The organism is Oleiagrimonas soli, from assembly GCF_000761445.1.
Taxonomy (GTDB): Bacteria; Pseudomonadota; Gammaproteobacteria; order Xanthomonadales; family Rhodanobacteraceae; genus Oleiagrimonas; species Oleiagrimonas soli.
The window spans coordinates 2704281-2723543 of sequence record NZ_KN196470.1; the positions used below are offsets into that span (position 1 = coordinate 2704281).

Below are 19263 nucleotides of genomic sequence, written 5' to 3' on the forward strand. Positions count from 1 at the left end.
GTGCAGCTTTGCAGCATTGCGACGAGTGAACGCCGATGGCGAGCGATACCGCCCCCGTACAGCATTTCATCCGCCAGATCGTGCGCGAGGACGTCGAGTCCGGCCGCCAGCCGTCGGTCCGCACGCGGTTTCCGCCGGAGCCGAACGGTCACCTGCACATCGGCCACGCCAAGGCGATCTGCCTGGATTTCGGCATCGCCGCCGAATTCGACGGCCGCTGCAACCTGCGCCTGGACGACACCAACCCGGGCAAGGAACTGCCCGAGTACGTGCAGGGCATCCAGGACGACGTGCACTGGCTGGGCTTCGAGTGGGCCGAGCTGCGCCACGCCTCGGACTACTTCGAGGTGTTCTACCGCGCCGCCGAGAAGCTGATCCGCGACGGCAAGGCCTACGTCGACGATCTGAACGCCGACGAGGTGCGCGCCTACCGCGGCACGCTGACCGAACCGGGCAAGGATTCGCCGTTCCGCGGGCGCTCGGTGGAAGAGAACCTGGATCTGTTCCAGCGCATGCGCGCGGGCGAGTTCGCCGACGGCGCCAAGACCCTGCGCGCGAAGATCGACATGGCCTCCGGCAACATGAACCTGCGCGACCCGGCCATCTACCGCATCCGCAAGCAGACCCACCAGAACACCGGCGACGCCTGGCCGATCTACCCGATGTACGACTTCGCGCACTGCCTGTCGGACGCGCTGGAAGGCATCACGCACTCGTTCTGCACGCTGGAATTCGAGGACCATCGCCCGCTGTACGACTGGTTCGTCGACCACGTCGACCTGGCCGGCCACCCCGAGCTGTGGCAGCCGCTGGTCGAGGCCGGCATCCCGACGGCGCCGAGCAAGCCGCGCCAGATCGAGTTTGCGCGCGGCAACCTCACCTACACCGTGATGAGCAAGCGCAAGCTCACCCAACTGGTCACCGAAGGTCTGGTCGACGGCTGGGACGATCCGCGCATGCCGACGCTGTCCGGCGCCCGCCGGCGCGGCTTCCCCGCCGCCGCCATGCGCGCGTTCTGGGAGCGCATGGGCGTGAGCAAGCAGAACAGCAACATCGACTTCGGCGTGCTGGAAGCCTGCGTGCGCGACGAGCTGGATGCGCACGCGCCGCGCCGCATGGCCGTGCTCGACCCGCTGAAGCTGGTGCTCACCAATCTGCCCGAGGGTCACCAGGAAACCGTCGAATTCCCCAACCACCCGAAGGACGAGAGCCTCGGCAAGCGCGACCTGCCGTTCTCGCGCGAAGTGTGGATCGAGCGCGAGGACTTCGCCGAGGTGCCGCCGAAGGGCTTCAAGCGCCTGATTCCCGAAGGCGAGGTCCGACTGCGCGGCATCGGCATCATCCGCTGCGATGAAGTCGTGAAGAACGACGCCGGCGAAGTGACCGAACTGCGATGCACGCTGGACCCGGAAACGCGCCCCGGCGGCAACGCCACCGACCGCAAGGTCAAGGGCACCATCCACTGGGTCAGCGCCATGCACGCGGTGGCCGCCGAGGTGCGTCTGTACGATCGCCTGTTCGAGGTCGAGAACCCGGGCGACGAACGCGACGGCAAGACCTTGAAGGACTACCTGAACCCCGAGGCCAAGCGCGTCGTGCAGGGCTACATCGAGCCGGCCGCGGCCGACGCCGAACCCGAGGCGCACTGGCAGTTCGAGCGCACCGGCTACTTCGTCGCCGACCGTCACGATCACCGCCCGCAGCGCCCGGTGTTCAACCGCACCGTCGGCCTGCGCGACACCTGGGCCCGCAAGGGCCGGTGAGCGCCGACGCGCGCCATCGCCTGCTGGCCTGGTGTCGACCCGGCTTCGAGGCCGAATGCGCGCAGGAGCTGAGCGCGCTGGACAGCGGCTTCGGCGGTGGCGGCTATGCACGCGCCAAGCCGGGCGAGGGCTTCGTCGAATTCGTCGCGCTGGATGCCGAAGCCGCCGGCCGCATCGCCGCCGCGGTCGGTCGCGAACCGCTGATCTTCGCCCGTCAGCTGATGCACGGCATCGGCCGCATCGAGGCCCTGCCGCGCGAGGACCGGCTCTCGGTACTGCTGCCGCTGATCGCCGAGGACCCGCGGCGCTGGGCCGAAGCCTGGGTGGAGTCGGCCGACAGCGACGCCGGACGCGAACTCAGCGCGCTGTGCCGCGGCCTCAACGGCGCGCTGTTGGGCGGCCTGAAACGCCTTGGGCGCATCGACCGCACTTCGCACGATCGGCTGCATGTGGCCCTGCTGTCGCCGACGCAGGCGCTGGTCTGCGCCACCGACATGCGCACCGCCGCGCCCTGGCCCGGCGGCATTCCGCGCCTGCGCTTCCCGCGCGGCGCACCCAGCCGCTCGACGCTGAAGCTGGAGGAAGCCTTCCTGGTGCTGCTCGATGCGCGCGAGCGCGAGGACTGGCTGCAACCAGGCATGCGCGGCGTCGACCTCGGCGCGGCGCCCGGCGGCTGGACCTGGCAGCTGGTGCGCCGCTCGATCCGTGTCAGCGCCATCGACAACGGACCGATGAACGCGGCGCTGATGGAATCGGGCCTGGTCGAGCATCTGCGCGAGGACGGCTTCCGCTATCAGCCGCCGAAACCCGTCGACTGGCTGGTCTGCGACATGGTCGAACAACCGCGTCGCGTCGCCGCACGCATGGCGGAATGGCTGCGACAGGGCTGGTGCCGGCAGGCCGTGTTCAACCTCAAGCTACCGATGAAGAAGCGTTACGCCGAAGTCCAATTGTGCCTCGGTCTGCTGCACGAACAGGTGGACGCGCCGCTCGACGTGCGCGCGCGGCAGCTGTACCACGACCGCGAAGAAATCACGGTGTTCGCCCGCCGTGCGTGAGCGACAGCGCCCGCCGACGGACGCCCCGCACGCGCCTGCGGCATGTGGACGCGACTACGTTTCGTTACGCTCGATCGCCGTAGACTGCCTAGCCGGAATCGAACGGACACCGCCGCCGTGAAACGTCTGCGCGCCATGCTGCCTCTCCTGCTGCTGCTCACCACCGGCGTGGTGCTGCTGGCGGGCGGCATGGGCAGCTATCTGGCGCCGGACCGGCTGGCGCAGGAACACGCCGTGCTGCTGGATGCGGTGCAGGCGCATCCGTGGCTGTCGCGCCTGGCCTACGTCGGTCTGCTGACCCTGGTCACCTCGACCGGCGTACCCGGCAGCCTGCTGGTCATCATCGCCGGCGGCCTGGTGTTCGGCGAAGTCGAAGGCACCCTGCTGTCGGCGCTCGGCTTGCTGCTCGGCTCGCTGCTGCTGTTCCTGGCCAGTCGCTACGCCTTCGGCTGCGGACGCAAGCCCGCGCCGGGCCTGGTGGAACGACTGCGTCACGGCTATGCGCAGCATCCGGTCAACTACACGTTTTTCCTGCGCTTCGTTCCGGTCTTCCCGTTCGGCGCCGTCACCGTGACGCTGGCCTGGCTGCGCTGCCCGATGTGGCTGTTCCTGCTGAGCAGCTTTCTCGGCGGCTCGATCATGCTGATCTTCGAGACCGCCATCGGCGCGGACCTCGGTCGCAATCTAGCCGCCGGCCGGACCATGGGCTGGCAACTGCTGCTGGACCCGCACATGTTGCTGCCGCTGGGCGCGCTGGCCCTGCTCGCGGTACTTCCGGTGCTGATCCGGCGACGCCAACGGCACGGCGGCCACAGCGACGCCGACGACTCCCGCTGACCCCGGCGACAGTCTTTCGGAACAGGCGCTACAATCGAGTCACCGATGCGCCACCGGAACAGGGGGCGGAAGCATGCCCGAACGTGCACCTTCTCGACTCAGCCAATGGTGGCGGCGCACGTCGCTGGTTCAGCGCCTGGTTCTGGTGGCCTTGGTGCCTTCGGTGGTCTCCACCATGTTCCTGGCGATCCTGCTGACGCGGCACCAGATCCACACGCTCAAGGACGTGACGCGCAACACGGTCGACGCGTACATGCTGCAGGTCGCCGCCGACGCTGCACAGCCGCTGCGCAACGGCAACCTGTCCGAACTGCGGCGCCTGGTACGCGCCATCGGCCATCTGCCGCACGTCGACCAGGTCCGCATTCTCGATCACGACGGGCATGTCCTCGCCGCCTCGAAGAGTCCGGTTCCCGCCGGCGCCTCGCTCACGGATCTTCGCCGCAGCATCGGCACCGACGCCGAGCATGAGATCGGCACACTGCTGGTGCAGATCGATACCGAAACCTCCCTGCTTCGACAGTACACCGACGTGCTGGACACCCTGCTCTGGCTGAGCGTCGCGATCTTGCTGGCGATCCTGCTGAGCTGGCAGCAGGCGCGCTGGATCAGCGCACCGTTGCGGCGCCTGTCCGTGGCCATGGGCGGCCTGGGGCGCTTCGATCACGCCCTGTCCGTCGAGGTGACCGACGACTCCGAGATCGGCGAACTGCAACGCGGCTTCAACAAGGCCGCGGCCAGCCTGCACACCCTGCACCGCGACATGGAGCGCCGCATCGAGATCGCGACCAAGGAACTGGCGCGCAAGAACGATGCGCTGGAACAAGCCAGCAAGGCCAAGGCACGCTTCCTCGCCAGCGCGACCCACGACCTGCGCCAGCCGCTGTACGCGCTGACCCTGTTTTCTTCGTCGCTGGCCGAGCAGGAAACCAGCCCGGAACGACTGGACCGCATCTCCCACGTGCAGCAATGCATCGAATCGCTGGACCGCCTGTTCAGCGAACTGCTCGACCTGTCACGCCTGGAGGCCGGCGCGATGCAGCCGGAACTGCGCGACTTCCCGCTGGACGAACTGTTCCAGGAAGTCAGCCGCAACTTCCGCATGCAGGCCGAGAAACAGGAACTGCGCCTGGTCACACGCCCCACTCCCGCCTGGGTCCACAGCGACCGGACCATGCTTGCGCGCATCCTCAACAATCTGGTCAGCAACGCGCTGCGCTACACGCGCGAGGGTGGCGTGCTGGTCGGCGCGCGCGTGCGCGGCGATCGCATCCGCATCGATGTGCGCGACACCGGCATCGGCATTCCGCAAGAGCACCAGGCGCACATCTTCGAGGAGTTCTATCGCGTCGATTCCGAGCAGCACGAACAGGCCGATGTGCCCGCCCAATCCGGCAGCCAGCGCGGACTCGGTCTCGGCCTGTCCACGGTGCAGCGTCTGGCGGAACTGCTCGGCACCGAGATCGAGCTTCAGTCGCACCCCGGCCGGGGCACGCTGTTTTCGCTGATGGTCCGCCGCGGTCGCAGCAAAAGCCGCAACCCGCAGCACGCGCCGCGACAGCCGCGCGCACTGCCGCGCACGAACCAGGCCAAGGAACTCAAGGATGTGCGGGTGATGGTCATCGACGACGACCAGGCCATCCTGGCCGGCATGCACGACCTACTGCGCACCTGGGGCTGCAAGGTGCGCATGGCCACCGATTGCGAGCGCGCCCTCGAACAGGCCAGCCGCAGCGAAGTGCCCGACATCGTCATCTCGGACCTTCACCTGGGCGCCGGTCGCAACGGCATCGAGACGCTCTACGCGCTGGCCGAGCATTACGGCGCCCGACCCGACAATCCGCCCTTCGCGCGACTGCTGGTAACCGGCGAGACCGAACGCAACCGGCTGCGACCGGCGCTGCAATCCGGCGTGCCTATCCTGTTCAAGCCGGTCGCCGCCGAACCGCTGCGCGAGGCGGTGATCACCCTGCTGCGCACGCGTCGCAAGAGCGTCGAGCCGACGCCGGAGGCCTGAGCGGCCACTTTGCCTATGTCCGATGACATAGGCCACGCACCTTGCCGTCCCCTCCACGGAGGCGCAGAATCAAGGCCAGTCACACGGAGAAGCGTGATGCGCGTACTGATCGCAGACGACCACAGGCTCGTGGTCGAAGGCGTCAGGCTCAAATTGTCCGAACTCGGTCCGGACAACGAGTTTGTCGTCGCTACGACGGTGGACGAACTCTACGCCATTCTGCGTGAGTCGCCGCCGCCCGACATCGCTCTCATCGACCTGTCCATGCCCGGCGCCCGCGACTGCCGGCACATCACCGAAGCGCTGCGCATGCAGCCGCGCATGCGAGTGCTGATCCTGTCCGGCTGCGAGGACAGCGGACTGATCCACAAGCTCATCGACAGCGGCGCGCACGGGTTCATCCCGAAGGCGTACTCGCCGGACGTGATGCTGTCGGCGATCCGCCTGGTGCTGTCCGGCGGCACCTACATCCCGCCGATGGCGCTGAATCAGGCCTCCAACGACGGCGAACGCTTCAGCTTCGACAGCAGCGAGGCCATCGACGGATCGCAGGAAGAACAGCTCGCCGAACTGCTGACCGACCGCCAGATGGACGTGCTGCGCCTGCTTTCCCGGGGCAGTCCGAACAAGGTGATCGCACGCGAGCTCGGCATCAGCGAAGGCACCGTGAAGATTCATCTGGCAGCGATCTTCCGTGCGCTGAACGTGCGCAACCGCGTCGAGGCCGTGGTCGCTTCGCAGCAGCTCGGGCACGCCTGATAGGCCGCGGGACGCGCGCGTGATCGGAGTCCTCGGCTCCGAGGTTCACGCGCTTCGCACGTGCACGCTCGACGGCGGTCATTGGAACCGCCTTCATCCCGGTGTCATGCGGCCGGCAAGTTCCTGCAATCCGCAGCGTGCACACTGCGCGCCATTCTCCCCTTGCGAGCAGGCACGCATGTCCAGCCCCGCCATCTCCGAACGCGCCCGCCAGCAGGCCGCCATGTGGCTTCGCCTGGCCGAGCAATGCCGCCGCTGCGGCGACCACGATCTGGAACAGGAAGCCGCCAAGCTCGCCCTGCGCTACCAACTTCTGGTGGAGCACCGCGACAGCCGCGTCGGGCTTCCTTCCGTCTCCGGACTCGTTTCGCAGCAGACGCCCGCTGGCGGCATCGATCGCGAGCTCGCCTTCACCGAATGACTGCGTCCCGGGCGGGCGCGCCCCGTGCATGGCCGGTCAGCGATAGATTTCCTGGATATCCGTCACCCGGCCCTGCAGCACCGTGATCAACACGGTCTTGTTGTCCAGGTCGTACTCCAGGCGATAACCCAGCAGCGCGCCGTACTTGTTCTCGACTGGCTCGCGACTGTCCGGCCTGCCGGCCACCTTGAGCACCATGCCCTCGGTGTCGCCGACCGAAACCAGGCGACTGCCGAAACGGATCGTGGATGACGCCAGCGCGGAGGCGCTCGCCAGGATGAGCATCGGGATCAACAGCAGACGTCGCATGGTCATGTCCTCCTCCTTGGATGCGCGAGACCGAACGTGGCGTACCGCTCGACGAGCGTTCGGATGGACGCCAGCCAGTCATGCGCGAACGCCGTCATCATGTCACCGAAGCGATGCCTTGACCACGTATCGCCCGCACATGCCCGCACGCCTGCGACCCCGCTGGCGGCGAGATCGGCATCATGTCATCGGAGGGGGATGGTGGGTCGTGTGAGACTCGAACTCACGACCATCGGATTAAAAGTCCGGTGCTCTACCAACTGAGCTAACGACCCATCGGATACGCGCGCTGCGCACGCGGCGACTGCCGCGTGGAACCGGCGATTCTACCTGCTTGCGCGGGTCAACGGTAGTGCGTGGGATCGTCGACGCCGGCCTCGGCGAATCCCTGCGCGCGCAGGCGGCAGGCGTCGCAGTGGCCGCAGGCGCGGCCTTCGGCATCGGCCTGATAGCAGCTGACGGTCTGCGCGAAATCCACGCCCAGCTCGAGGCCGGCACGAACGATGTCGGCCTTGCCCATGGCCATCAACGGTGCGTGGATGCGCATGGGCGAGCCTTCCACGCCGGCGCGCGTGGCAACCTGCGCCAACTGCTGGAAGCTCTCGATGAAGGCCGGTCGGCAGTCCGGATAACCGGAGTAGTCGACTGCGTTGACGCCACAGAAGATGTCGCTGGCGCCCAGCACCTCGGCCCAGCCCAGCGCGACCGACAACATGATGGTGTTGCGCGCCGGTACGTAGGTGACGGGGATACCTTCGCCACCCTCTTCGGGCACGTCGATGTCGTCGGTCAGGGCGGAGCCGCCGATGCTGCGCAGGTCGACGTCGACCACCTTGTGCGCCCGCGCGCCCAACATGGCGCAGACGCGAGCCGCGGCCTGCAGCTCGGAGTCATGACGCTGACCGTAAGCCACGCTCAGCGCATATACCTCGAAACCCTTCGCGCGCGCCATGGCGACCACCACGGCCGAATCCATGCCGCCGGAAACCAGCACCACGGCCTTGGGTTGGGAAGAGGTCTGTTCGGTCATCGGGGGTTCCACATGTGCGCGTCTAGCCGCCCATTATCGGGCTTTGCACGCGCTCGTGCACCCGTATGCCGGGAAAGCGTCGCTCAGTGCCCCGGCGTCTCGCCCCAGAGCTGCTTGTGCATCTGCGTCTGCAACCGTACCGGCAGGCGGTCGGCGAGTATCCATTCGGCAAGTTGGCGCGGCGTCAACTTCAGGTGCACGGGCGAGAACAGCACCATGCAGCGCTGCTGCAGCGCATGTTCGCGCAGGACATCGCAGGCCCATTCGTAATCGGCACGGTCGGCGATGACGATCTTGATCTGATCGTGCGCCTGCAGGTGCGCCAGGTTCGACCACAGATTGCGCGCGGATTCGCCGGAGCCCGGCGCCTTCAGATCCATCACCTTGCGCACGCGCGGATCGACCTCGGACACGTCGAGAGCGCCCGAGGTTTCCAGCGACACCTCGTGGCCGGCATCGCACAGTCGTTCGAGCAGACGCAGGCAGCGCTTCTGCGCCAGCGGTTCGCCGCCCGTCACGCACACATGCCGGGTGTCGAAGGCACCGACCTGGGCAACCAGATCATCGATATCGTGCCACTCGCCGCCCTGGAACGAGTATTCGGTGTCGCACCACACGCAGCGCAGCGGGCAGCCGGTCAGGCGCACGAACACGGTGGGCCAGCCGACCGCGTCGGCTTCGCCCTGGATGGAATGGAAGATCTCGCACACGCGCAGCCGTTCGGCGGCACTGGAGGAATCCCGGGCCGCGCCGGTCACCTGCTCGCTCATGGGACGTCAGTTCGCTTGTTGCAGCTGGATGTCCTGCAGGCGCTGCTGCGCCAGCTTGGCCACCGAACTGCCGGGGTATTTCTGCATCACCGTCTGCAGCGTCTTCTGCGCCTCGCCCTCGTGCTTGAGCGCGTCCTGGCAGTAGCCGACCTTCAGCATCGCACCCGGAGCCTTCTCGCTGTCCGGATACAACTTCAGCAGCATCTGGAAGGTCTGCAAGGCGATGTCGTAGTTCTGCACGGTGTAGTAGGACTCGCCCAGCCAGTAGTAGGCATTGGGCGTCAACGCGCTGTTCGGGTAAGTCTGGATGAAGTCGCGGAACTGCCGCGAAGACTGCACGAACTGCCCGTTGCGAAGCGCCGTGAACGCCTGATTGTAGGCATCCTGTGCAGCCTGCGGATTGGCCTGGCCCGCCGTGCTGGCGCTACTGGCCGGTGCCGGATTGCCCGCCGCGGACGCGGTGGACGGCGGCTTGGCGGACGCCGATGGCGTGGCGCCTGCGGCGGCGCTGCCCGCGGCTGTGCCTGCAGCAGCGGCCGCGCCGGTAGCCGGCGACGGCGCCGAGGAACCCTGTGCGGGTGCATCGCCGCCTTCGAGCGTGCGCAGACGGGCATCGAGATCGACGTACTGATCCTTGCCGGTCTGCTGCATCTCTTTGATCTGGTGCTGCAGTTCCTCGATCTGTCCCTGCAATTGCTGCACCTGGCTCTGCAAGGCCTGCACCTGGTTGACCAGCATGGTGCCGCCCTGATCGGAATCCTGCTTCTGCTGGGCCTGCTCCAGACGCGTGATGCGCTCGGACAGACTCAGGCGCTGGGCCTGGGCCGGAAAAATGCCGGCGATCAGCAGCAGCAAGGCGGCTGCAACTGCAGCCGCCTTGCCGTGACCGGCAGGTAGGTTACGTGCCGATCGGTACTTCATCACTTGGCCGTGTATTCGATCTCGACACGACGGTTCTTCGACCAGCAAGCCTCGTTGTGCTCGCGGCAGGTCGGACGCTCTTCACCGTAGCTGACCACCGTGATCTGGTCCGCCGAAGCACCGTTGGCTTCCAGCGCAGCGGCCACCGCATTGCCACGGCGCTCGCCGAGGCCGAGGTTGTACTCGCGGGTACCGCGCTCGTCGGTGTTGCCGGCCAGACGCACGTGCGCCATCGGGCGATCCTGCAGGTACTTGGCGTGGCACGCCATGATCTGCTGGAACTCCGGCTTGATTTCGCTCTTGTCGAAATCGAAGTACACCACGCGCTGACGCAGGCAGGCATCGGTGTCCAGGTCGGCCGGGGTGAAACCGGTCGGCTGCGGAGGCGGTGCCGGTTGTTCCTGCGGCGGCGGCGGCGGCGGAGTCGGCTTGACCTCCTGCTTCTTGCTGCACGCCGCCATGCCGACAACGCACAACAGCGTGACGAGGGTGGTGCGAACGCTCTTGTTCATGGCTTTTCCTTTTACTCTAGGGTTTCCGACAGTCTTTTGTACTACACGCCGTTGATCCGGCTTGTTGGAGTGGTCACGGTTTCCGGTACGGGCCCCAGGAAGGTTCGCGCACATCGCCATCGGAGAGCACGAGTCGCTGTCTTACCTTGCCGTCCGCGGAAACCGAGTACAACACGCCGCGCAATCCTTCCGTAGCGGCATACAGCAGCATACTTCCGTTGGGAGCGAAACTCGGCGACTCGTCGAAATTGCCAGGAGAAACGAAATGCTCCTGCCCGCCGAGGCTGCGGTCCATCACCGCAATACGATACACGTTCCCACTTCCCTGCACCATGGCGATCTGTTTGCCGTCATAGCTCACGGAAGCGTCGGCATTGTAATCGCCCTGGAAGGTCACGCGAGTGGGGGTACCCCCGTCCGCGCTCACCTCGTATAACTGCGGTTTACCCGAGCGGTCGGAGGTAAAGATGATGTTGTTGCTGTTGGGCACCCACACCGGCTCGGTATCGATGCCGTAGTTATGGGTCAGCCGGGTCTCCTTGCCGGAGGCAAGGTCGATCACGAAGATCTCCGGATTGCCGACATAGGACAGGGACACCGCCAGCTTGGTCCCGTCCGGCGAGAACGCCGGCGCGCCGTTGATGCCCTTGCGGGCGGACACCAGCCGGCGCGCGCCCGTGGACAAGTTCTGGATGTAGATGGCCGAGTTGCCGCTCTCGAACGAGACGTAGGCCAGTTCGTTGCCGTCCGGCGACCAGGTCGGCGACAGCAGCGATTCGCGCGAACGCACCACGACCTGCGGGTTGTAGCCGTCCGAATCGGCGACGATCAGCGAATAGCGGATGTTCTTGCCGGTGCCGACCGCGGTGACGTAGGCGATGCGGGTGAAGAAGGCGCCGCGCACGCCGGTGATCTTCTGGTAGATCTGATCGGCGATCTGGTGCGCGATGTCGCGAAGCTTGCTGGCCGGCGCGGTGTAGGACAGCTGCAGCAGTTGCTGTTTGGTGTTGACGTTCCACAGCTCGAAACCGATCTGGTACTGGCCGCCGTCGGCGTTCTTGACGTGGCCGACCACGATGTAGTCCTGCTTCAGCAGGCTCCAGGTCGGAAACTTGATCTCGTTGCCGCGGGTGGGAAATTCCACCACGTCGCCCTTGTCCAGGGTGCGGAACTTGCCCGAACGGGCCAGATCCATCTGCACCACGTCGCTGACCTTGGTGGTCGGCGGCGGACCGACCGTTTCGCTGCCGAAGGGCACCACCGCGATGGGAATCGCCGACTTGGTGCCGTTGACGATATTGATGTTCAGTCCCTGGGTCTGGGCCTGCGCCGGCGAGAACGCCAGCGCCCCGAGCAGGGCGAACGCGAGAGCGAGCGTGACACGGAAGTTGGGCATCATTCGTTGACCATGAAGTGAAGCGTGAGTCGGCGTGCGAACACTTTCTCGAACCCGCGATACGGCAGAGGCGAAGCCCGCATCACGGCATTTTCGACCGAGCGCCGGGCCGCGGCATCGAACGGACAGCTCGGCTCCACGTTGGCGCTGATCACCTGCCCGCCGATGATTTGCACGATATCGATCTTGCAGGTCGTACCCGCTGGGATGTTATCGGGTCGCAGCCACGCCTGTGTGACGGCATTCTGAATGGCGGCCTGGTACTGTCCCAGCAACCCGCTGTCCTGTCCTGCCGTACCGGTCTGCGCCTGATCGGCCTGCGGCGTGTTGGGCGGCGCATCGGAGGCGTCCTTGCTCTTGGCCTTCTTCAGGTCGTCGCGCTGCGCCATGCGCTGGGCCTGACGGTCCGCCTGCTGACTCTGCTTGCCGGCGGCGTCCATCTGCTTGAACAGCTTGTCGATCTCGGACTGCTGCTGCGCGTCCAGCTCGGACATGCGCTGCTTTTCGCGCTCGCGCTGCTCGCGCTTGGCCTGATCGGCTTTCTCGGTCGACTGTGCCACGACCTTCTGCTGGTCGCGCACGTCGGGATTCTTCGGCGGCGGCGGCAGCGTCTTGACCGGCGCCACCTTCGGCTTGTCCTGGTCGACCTTCGGCTGCTCGACCTTGGGCGGCGCGATCTTGGGCTTCGGCGGCGCCTTGACCTTGGACGGCGCCGGCAGCGGCGCGCCGGTCGGTCCCAGCAGTGTGGCCTGGATCACCGGGCCGGACAGCTCGATCGGACGCTCGCAGGTGACCGGATTCCACGACTTGGGCAGGCCCAGGCTGTCGATCGCCTGCTCCCAGGTGTTGCAGGAAATCGTCGCCAGCAGCAGGAACGCCACGATGCCCAGATGCAGCAGGGCCGCGAAGACGACGCCCCAGGTCGTGGCTTGGCGATCAGCGACGTCCATGCGAGGCATCCGGCGCAGCAGGCGGCTGCGTCATCAGACCGATGTTGGGCACGCCGGCCTGCTGCAGCAGCACCATGGCCTGCATGATCTTGCCGTAGTCGACGCGCTCGTCGCCGCCGAACATGACCGAGACGTTCGGGTTGTTGCGCACGAAGGCACTGACCTTGGTCACCAGCGTCTGCGCGTCGACCGGCTCGCGCTTGCCCGCGCCCAGCGTCAGGAACATGTTGCCGTCTTTGTCCAGACTGACCAGCACCGGCTGCTTCTCGTCCTGCAGCGACTTGGCGGCGGCCTGCGGCAGCTTGATGTCCACGCCCAGGCGCAGCAGCGGCGCGGTGACCATGAAGATGATCAGTAGCACCAGCATCACGTCGATGTAGGGCACGACGTTGATTTCGGCCTTGAGCTTGTGGCGCTTGTGGCGTCGCATCGAGGGGCGCATGGGATCAGACGCCCTCGTCGGTCAGGGTCTGGCGCTGCAGGATGGAGGAAAATTCTTCCTGGAACGTCTCGTAGCGCGTGGCGATGCGCTCGACCCGGTTGGCGTAGCGGTTGTAGGCCCACACCGCCGGAATGGCCGCGAACAGGCCCATCGCGGTGGCGACCAGCGCTTCGGAAATGCCCGGCGCGACCATCGCGATGGTCGCTTCCTTGACGTTGGCCAGGCCCTGGAAGGCGACCATGATGCCCCACACGGTACCGAACAGGCCGACGTACGGGCTGATCGAGCCGACGTTGGCGAGGAATTCGAGGTTCTGCTCAAGGCGCTCGATCTCGCGCGTGCCGGCCACGCGCATGGCGCGCTCGGATGCCTCCAGCGTGGTGCGCGGATCGCGCCCCTTGCGCTGGCGTTGGCGTGCGAATTCGCGGAAGCCCGCGCCGAACACGTTGACCAGGCCGCGGCCGGGTTCGTCCTCGGTGCCGACTTCGCGGTACAGCGCAGCCAGATCGACGCCGGACCAGAAGCGCTCCTCGAAGGCGTCGGCGTTGCTGACGGCCTGATTCATCAGCGTGTACTTGCGCACGATGATGACCCAGGACAGAAACGAGAACACCAGCAGCACGCCCAGCACCAATTTCACCGGCAGGCTGGCGTGCAGGACCAGGTCGAGGATGTTGAGATCGCCGTTCATCGGTCAGGAAATCCTTGCCAATAGGTCTTCGGGAATGGGGCACGGACGCATGTCGTCCAGGTTCACGCAGGCCGCGCGCACGGTGGCGCGCACCAAAAGTTTGCCGTCCTGGCGATGAATCGTCTGCGCGAAGGCCATGCTGGCCGCCCGCAGTCGTTCGATCTCCACCAACACGTCAAGTTCATCGTCCAGACGCGCCGGCGACACGAAGCCGATCTGCATGTCACGCACCACGAAACCGATGCCGGTCGCATCGCGCAGACGCTGCTGATCGACCCCTCGCGCGCGCAGCCACTCACTGCGTGCGCGTTCGAGAAACCGCAGGTAGCCGGCGTGGTACACCACGCCCCCTGCGTCCGTATCTTCCCAATAGACTCGTATCGGCCACCTGAACGGGGCCTCACTCGACGTGTTTTCCGACATGCGTGCGGGCTGGTTGCGTGATCCGGGTCATCCTACCCGACCTTTGCGGCGGATGCCGAGGGATGCATTTGACCCCGATCACTCCATGTCGCGAAGTGTTGGCTTGCTGAGCCTATTGGTTGGGCACGCTGGCTAGGAACGCACTTGCGGCGTACAGCCCCAACCGTCGTACTCCAGGCCGAACAGCTCGCCAATGCAGCCCATGAAGCCGGACATGGAAAGCATGGCATGTTGCTGAATGGACGTGTTGATCACCACTCTGACACTGTATTGCCCATCCTCGTCCAACAACGTGGCGACGCCGAACTGATAGTCGTTGATGAATCCCGAAACCAGGACAGCCTTCTCTTTGGAAGGAGCTCGCAGCAGAAAGTCCACATCGCGAGGGCAAGCAAAATTGTCGCCTTGCGCGTTCAACGCGCGAAGTACGTCCGTATCCGTTATCGCTGATTCCATCAGCTTGTCGAGCATGGCCATCATGGCTCCTATGGGTGTGAGTCAGGCAAGCGAGACTCGTTTGTATCGCCGAACACGATCACAACGCATGAAAGGTGTGATGCGTGAGACGACCTCGCAATACATACGGATATTGCAGACCGAAGTGAACGATAGGACCGGCCGGAGCCTGGATTCCTAGCTACCCTGCCCGTCCACGAACAGGTCGGTCGCGTGCGAGGCGGTCGGTGGCGGCTGCAGGCCCAGATGCCGCCAAGCGCGTGCGCTGGCCATGCGGCCGCGTGCGGTGCGCACCAGGAAGCCCTGCTGAATCAGGTACGGCTCGACCACGTCCTCGAGCGTGCCGCGGTCCTCGCTCAGCGCCGCGGCCAGCGACTCCACGCCGACCGGACCGCCGTCGAAGTTCTCGATGATCATGCGCAGCAGGCGGCGGTCGAGATCGTCGAAGCCCTCGGCGTCCACGCGCAGCATGTCCATCGCCGCGCTGGCGGCCTCGTGGGTGATGACGCCGCCGCTGCGCACCTGGGCGAAGTCGCGTACCCGGCGCAGCAGCCGGTTGGCGATGCGCGGCGTGCCGCGCGCACGCCGGGCGATCTCGCGCGCGCCCTCGACGTCGCACTCGATGTCCAGGATGCGCGCCGAGCGCCGCACGATCGCCAGCAGTTCCTCGGCGTTGTAGAACTCCAGCCGCTGGATGATGCCGAAGCGGTCGCGCAGCGGGCCGGTCAGCAGACCGGCGCGGGTGGTGGCGCCGATCAGGGTGAACGGCGGCAGATCCAGCTTGATCGAACGCGCGGCCGGACCCTCGCCGATCATGATGTCGATCTGGAAGTCCTCCATCGCCGGGTACAGCACTTCCTCGACCACGGGCGAAAGGCGATGAATCTCGTCGACGAACAACACGTCGCCGCGCTCCAGGTTGGTCAGCAGCGCGGCCAGGTCGCCAGCACGTTCCAGCACCGGCCCCGAGGTCGAGCGCACGTTGACGCCGAGTTCGTTGGCGATGACGTGCGACAGCGTGGTCTTGCCCAGGCCCGGCGGGCCGAAGATCAGCACGTGGTCGAGCGCTTCCTGACGCCGGCGCGCCGCCTCGATGTAGATCGCCAGCTGTTCGCGGACGGGCTTCTGGCCGAGGTAGTCGTCCAGCCGCTGCGGACGGATCGAGGCCTCGATCGCGGCATCCTCGGGCGTGGCGTCGTTGGCGAGTACGCGGGTGTCGGTCATGGCGTCATTATGGCGCCTGCAGCGCCGTGAATGGGGAACCGGGCGTCGGGAATCGGAGGAACCGCCCTAAGGCGACGCTTTGGCTTTTTGCCATTCCCGATGCCTCGCTCCCGATTCCCGGCCTTTCAGATCTCCACCTGCGCGCCGAGCTCGATCAGGCGATTGCCCGGAATCTGGAAGAACGCCGTGGCCGGCAACGCGTTGCGCGACAGGAACGCGAACAGCTTGTCGCGCCACAGCGCCATGCCCGGACGGCGGGTATCGGCGACGATGGTCTCGCGCGACAGGAAGAACGTGGTGTCCATCATGTCGAAGTCCAGACCGCGCCGTCCGCACAGTGCCAGCGACTGCGGAATATCCGGGTCCTCGGCGAAGCCGAAGCGCAGGGTCAGCAGGAAGAAATCGCCGCCCAGCGCCGTGATCTCGATGCGCTCGTCGGCGTCGGCCACGGGCGTCTCCAGCGTCTCCGCCGTCAGCAGCACATTGCGCTCGTGCAGCACCTTGTTGTGCTTGAGATTGTGCAGCAGCGCATGCGGCACCGAGCTCTGGTTGGCGGTGAGGAAGATCGCCGTGCCCGGCACGCGGGTCGGCGGGTGCTCGGCGATGTTCTCGATGAACGGCTGCAGCGCCAGACCGCCCTGCTTGATCTCGCGCACCACCAGCTCGCGACCGCGGCGCCAGGTGGTCATCACGGTGAACAGGCACAGGCCCATCACCAGCGGGAACCAGCCGCCGTCGGGAATCTTCAGCGTGTTGGCGCCGAAGAACGCCAGGTCCACCGTCAGCAACGCCAGACCGACCGGCAGCACCACCAGCCAATTCCAGTTCCACAGCCGCTTGGCCACCATCATCACCAGGATCGTGTCGATGGCCATGGTGCCGGTCACGGCGATGCCGTAGGCGCCGCCCAGCGCCTTGGACGAGCCGAACGCGACCACGGTTAGGATCACCGCCACCATCAGCAGGCGGTTCACCCACGGCAGGAAGATGTGACCGATGGCGTCGGGCGAGGTGTGCACCACCTGCATGCGCGGCACGAAGCCGAGCTGGATCGCCTGACGCGTCACCGAGAACGCGCCGGAGATCACCGCCTGCGAGGCGATCACCGCCGCCGCCGTGGCCAGACCGATCATCGGATAGCGCGCCCAGTCCGGCACCGCGTGATAGAACGGATTGCTGATGGCATCGGGATGGTGCAGCAGCAGACCGCCCTGTCCGTAGTAGTTCAGCAGCAGCGCCGGCATCACGAAGAAGAACCAGGCCAGACGGATCGGCTTGCGCCCGAAATGACCCATGTCGGTGTACAGCGCCTCGGCGCCGGTCACGCACAGCACCACCGCGCCCAGCGCGATGAAGGCCGCCACGCCATGCTCCCTGAAGAAGTGCACGGCATGCACCGGATTCAGCGCGAACAGCACTTCCGGCGCCTGGATGATGTTCCACACGCCGATCGTGGCCAACGCGGCGAACCACAGCACGCAGATCGGTCCGAACAGCGCGCCGACCTTCGCCGTGCCGTGCCGCTGCAACCAGAACAGGCCCAGCAGCACCAGCACCGCCAACGGCACCACCCAGTGCTCCAGATGCGGCGCGACGACTTCCAGACCCTCGACCGCCGACAGCACCGAGATCGACGGCGTGATGACGCCATCGCCGAAGAACAGCGCCGCGCCCAGCAGCGCCATCAGCATGACGATACGGCGCATCCGCGTCGAACCGGTGCCGACCGCGCGTTGCGCCATCGTCATCAGCGCCATGATGCCACCCTCGCCGCGGTTGTCCGCGCGCATCACCAGGCTGACGTACTTGACCGCCACCACGGTGATGAGACCCCAGGTCACCAGCGACAGCACGCCCAGCACCGTGCTGTGCATGGGCTTGAGCCCGTACTCGGGCAGGAACACTTCCTGCATCGTGTACAGCGGACTGGTGCCGATGTCGCCGAACACCACGCCGATGGCGCCGAGGACCAATGCCGGAATGCTGCCGTGCAGATGCTCGCCGGAGGGCGGAAGGGGTTGTTGCGGTTGCTCGCTCATGTCGTTTCCGTTGCTCAACCGCCGAGGGCGGCGCGCAATGCCTTGCGAATGATGGTTTCGGCGTCGTCGCCTTCGGCCGCCGCCTTCTGCGCCAGGCGCGTGGCCTCGGCGGGCTTGTAGCCAAGCTGCTGCAGGGCGATGACGGCTTCGGACTGCGCATCCTGCGGCGTGGGCGCGCTGCCGCCGATGCGGGTCGCGCCGGTCGCGGCCAGACCGTCCACGCGGTCGCGCAGCTCGACGATCATGCGCTCGGCGGTCTTCTTTCCGATACCGGGAATCTTGGTCAGCGCGGTCACGTCGCCGGCCTGCACCAGGCGCGCGAACTGGTCGGCGGACACGCCCGACAGCACCGCCAGCGCGATCTTCGCGCCGATGCCGCTGACCTTCAGCAGGCTGCGGAACAGCTCACGCTCGGACGTGTGCAGGAAACCGTACAGCACCACGCTGTCGTCCTTCACCGCGTGATGGGTCAGCAGGGTGACTTCCTGGCCCGTAGCCGGAAGATCGTAGATCGTGGACATCGGCGCTTCCACGTCGTAGCCGACGCCGCCCACGTCCACCAGCAGCCACGGCGGCTGCTTGGACACCAGGATGCCGCGCAGTCGCCCGATCATCGACGCCGTCTCCACGCGCTGCGCGGAATGCCCACGCGTGCGGTGCTGGCGCGGGTGTGCGCATGCGTCAGCGCGATCGCCAGCGCGTCGCCGGCGTCGGCCTGGATCGGGCCTTTCAGGCCCAGCAGCACGCCGACCATGTGCTGTACCTGCGTCTTGTCGGCGCGACCACCACCGACCACGGCCTGCTTCACTTCCGATGCTGCGTATTCGTGCACGTCCATCCCCTGACTGACGGCAGCGCAGATCGCCGCGCCGCGCGCCTGCCCCAGTTTCAATGCCGAGTCGGCGTTGCGCGCCATGAACACGCGCTCGATGGCCACTTCGCCGGGCCGATGCTCGGCGATGATGGCACACAGTCCGTCATAGATGCGTTTCAGGCGCTGCGGGAAACCGCCCTCGCCGAGCACCGTCAGCGTGTCGTGGAACACATGCACGCTGCGGCCCTGGGCATCGACGTCGATGATGCCGACGCCGGTGCGCTGGCTGCCCGGATCGATGCCCAGGATGCGTACGGACCGGGATTCGGGATTCGGGATTGGAGATTCGGTGCGGGCAGGAGGCATTACAACATGGCCTCAGGTCAGCGGGAAGGAACGGGCACGGTTCGGCAACCACCGGATAACTCGCG

At 66.4% G+C, this 19263-nt stretch carries 21 protein-coding genes and 1 tRNA gene; 6 read left to right on the top strand and 16 right to left on the bottom strand.

Annotation, left to right across the window (positions count from 1 at the left end; translation table 11 throughout):
* Positions 1-35 precede the first annotated feature (35 nt).
* From LF63_RS12100 to LF63_RS12125, 6 genes are all read left to right on the top strand, one after another.
* Positions 36-1763, top strand: a complete 1728-nt coding sequence (locus LF63_RS12100; RefSeq protein WP_043102147.1) for a glutamine--tRNA ligase/YqeY domain fusion protein — start codon at positions 36-38, stop codon at positions 1761-1763.
* Complete coding sequence (rlmM, locus tag LF63_RS12105) at positions 1760-2821, top strand: 23S rRNA (cytidine(2498)-2'-O)-methyltransferase RlmM (protein ID WP_043102149.1); 1062 nt, start codon at positions 1760-1762, stop codon at positions 2819-2821. Before LF63_RS12100 ends, rlmM begins: the two co-directional genes overlap by 4 nt.
* A 117-nt stretch (positions 2822-2938) precedes the next feature.
* Complete coding sequence (locus tag LF63_RS12110; RefSeq protein ID WP_043102150.1) at positions 2939-3658, top strand: TVP38/TMEM64 family protein; 720 nt, start codon at positions 2939-2941, stop codon at positions 3656-3658.
* A gap of 73 nt (positions 3659-3731) precedes the next feature.
* Positions 3732-5675, top strand: a complete 1944-nt coding sequence (locus LF63_RS12115; protein ID WP_043102151.1) for an ATP-binding response regulator — start codon at positions 3732-3734, stop codon at positions 5673-5675.
* Positions 5676-5771: 96 nt separating this feature from the next.
* Positions 5772-6434, top strand: coding sequence for a LuxR C-terminal-related transcriptional regulator (locus LF63_RS12120; protein ID WP_043102153.1), 663 nt, complete (start codon positions 5772-5774; stop codon positions 6432-6434).
* Between the two features lie 178 nt (positions 6435-6612).
* Positions 6613-6855, top strand: coding sequence for a hypothetical protein (locus LF63_RS12125; protein WP_043102156.1), 243 nt, complete (start codon positions 6613-6615; stop codon positions 6853-6855).
* A gap of 36 nt (positions 6856-6891) precedes the next feature.
* On the opposite strand, the gene LF63_RS12130 is transcribed toward LF63_RS12125, so the two are convergent.
* The 16 genes from LF63_RS12130 to ruvC all read right to left on the bottom strand — a co-directional run bounded on the left by LF63_RS12130 (position 6892) and on the right by ruvC (position 19198).
* Positions 6892-7170 (bottom strand): hypothetical protein, encoded by a 279-nt coding sequence (locus LF63_RS12130; protein WP_052395039.1) that lies wholly within the window; start codon positions 7168-7170, stop codon positions 6892-6894.
* 193 nt (positions 7171-7363) lie between these two features.
* A tRNA-Lys gene (locus LF63_RS12135) sits at positions 7364-7439 on the bottom strand.
* Positions 7440-7507: 68 nt separating this feature from the next.
* Positions 7508-8194, bottom strand: coding sequence for a 7-cyano-7-deazaguanine synthase QueC (gene queC / locus LF63_RS12140; RefSeq protein ID WP_043102158.1), 687 nt, complete (start codon positions 8192-8194; stop codon positions 7508-7510).
* Between the two features lie 83 nt (positions 8195-8277).
* A complete protein-coding gene (gene queE, locus LF63_RS12145; RefSeq protein WP_043102160.1) occupies positions 8278-8964 on the bottom strand; it encodes a 7-carboxy-7-deazaguanine synthase QueE in 687 nt (228 codons plus the stop codon).
* A gap of 6 nt (positions 8965-8970) precedes the next feature.
* Complete coding sequence (ybgF, locus tag LF63_RS12150) at positions 8971-9819, bottom strand: tol-pal system protein YbgF (RefSeq protein ID WP_043102163.1); 849 nt, start codon at positions 9817-9819, stop codon at positions 8971-8973.
* A 65-nt stretch (positions 9820-9884) separates the two neighbouring features.
* The gene (gene pal / locus LF63_RS12155; RefSeq protein WP_043102165.1) at positions 9885-10397 is read right to left on the bottom strand and encodes a peptidoglycan-associated lipoprotein Pal; all 513 of its coding nucleotides are present in this window, start codon (positions 10395-10397) and stop codon (positions 9885-9887) included.
* A gap of 73 nt (positions 10398-10470) precedes the next feature.
* A complete protein-coding gene (gene tolB / locus LF63_RS12160) occupies positions 10471-11793 on the bottom strand; it encodes a Tol-Pal system beta propeller repeat protein TolB (protein WP_043102168.1) in 1323 nt (440 codons plus the stop codon).
* Positions 11793-12743: a cell envelope integrity TolA family protein gene (locus LF63_RS12165; protein ID WP_043102169.1), complete on the bottom strand. Its 951-nt coding sequence runs from the start codon at positions 12741-12743 to the stop codon at positions 11793-11795. Before LF63_RS12165 ends, tolB begins: the two co-directional genes overlap by 1 nt.
* Positions 12730-13185: a protein TolR gene (gene tolR / locus LF63_RS12170; RefSeq protein WP_043102171.1), complete on the bottom strand. Its 456-nt coding sequence runs from the start codon at positions 13183-13185 to the stop codon at positions 12730-12732. The genes LF63_RS12165 and tolR overlap by 14 nt, the downstream gene beginning before the upstream one ends.
* A gap of 4 nt (positions 13186-13189) precedes the next feature.
* Positions 13190-13876: a protein TolQ gene (gene tolQ, locus LF63_RS12175; protein ID WP_043102172.1), complete on the bottom strand. Its 687-nt coding sequence runs from the start codon at positions 13874-13876 to the stop codon at positions 13190-13192.
* A gap of 3 nt (positions 13877-13879) precedes the next feature.
* Complete coding sequence (ybgC, locus tag LF63_RS12180) at positions 13880-14299, bottom strand: tol-pal system-associated acyl-CoA thioesterase (RefSeq protein ID WP_043102173.1); 420 nt, start codon at positions 14297-14299, stop codon at positions 13880-13882.
* A 132-nt stretch (positions 14300-14431) separates the two neighbouring features.
* Positions 14432-14770: a ribonuclease E inhibitor RraB gene (locus LF63_RS12185; RefSeq protein ID WP_161782348.1), complete on the bottom strand. Its 339-nt coding sequence runs from the start codon at positions 14768-14770 to the stop codon at positions 14432-14434.
* 162 nt (positions 14771-14932) lie between these two features.
* The gene (gene ruvB / locus LF63_RS12190; RefSeq protein ID WP_043102174.1) at positions 14933-15979 is read right to left on the bottom strand and encodes a Holliday junction branch migration DNA helicase RuvB; all 1047 of its coding nucleotides are present in this window, start codon (positions 15977-15979) and stop codon (positions 14933-14935) included.
* A 125-nt stretch (positions 15980-16104) separates the two neighbouring features.
* Positions 16105-18018, bottom strand: a complete 1914-nt coding sequence (locus LF63_RS12195; RefSeq protein ID WP_081945206.1) for a potassium transporter Kup — start codon at positions 18016-18018, stop codon at positions 16105-16107.
* Positions 18019-18032: 14 nt separating this feature from the next.
* A complete protein-coding gene (gene ruvA, locus LF63_RS12200) occupies positions 18033-18632 on the bottom strand; it encodes a Holliday junction branch migration protein RuvA (protein WP_043102175.1) in 600 nt (199 codons plus the stop codon).
* Positions 18629-19198 (bottom strand): crossover junction endodeoxyribonuclease RuvC, encoded by a 570-nt coding sequence (gene ruvC / locus LF63_RS12205; RefSeq protein WP_052395046.1) that lies wholly within the window; start codon positions 19196-19198, stop codon positions 18629-18631. Before ruvC ends, ruvA begins: the two co-directional genes overlap by 4 nt.
* Positions 19199-19263: the final 65 nt, after the last annotated feature.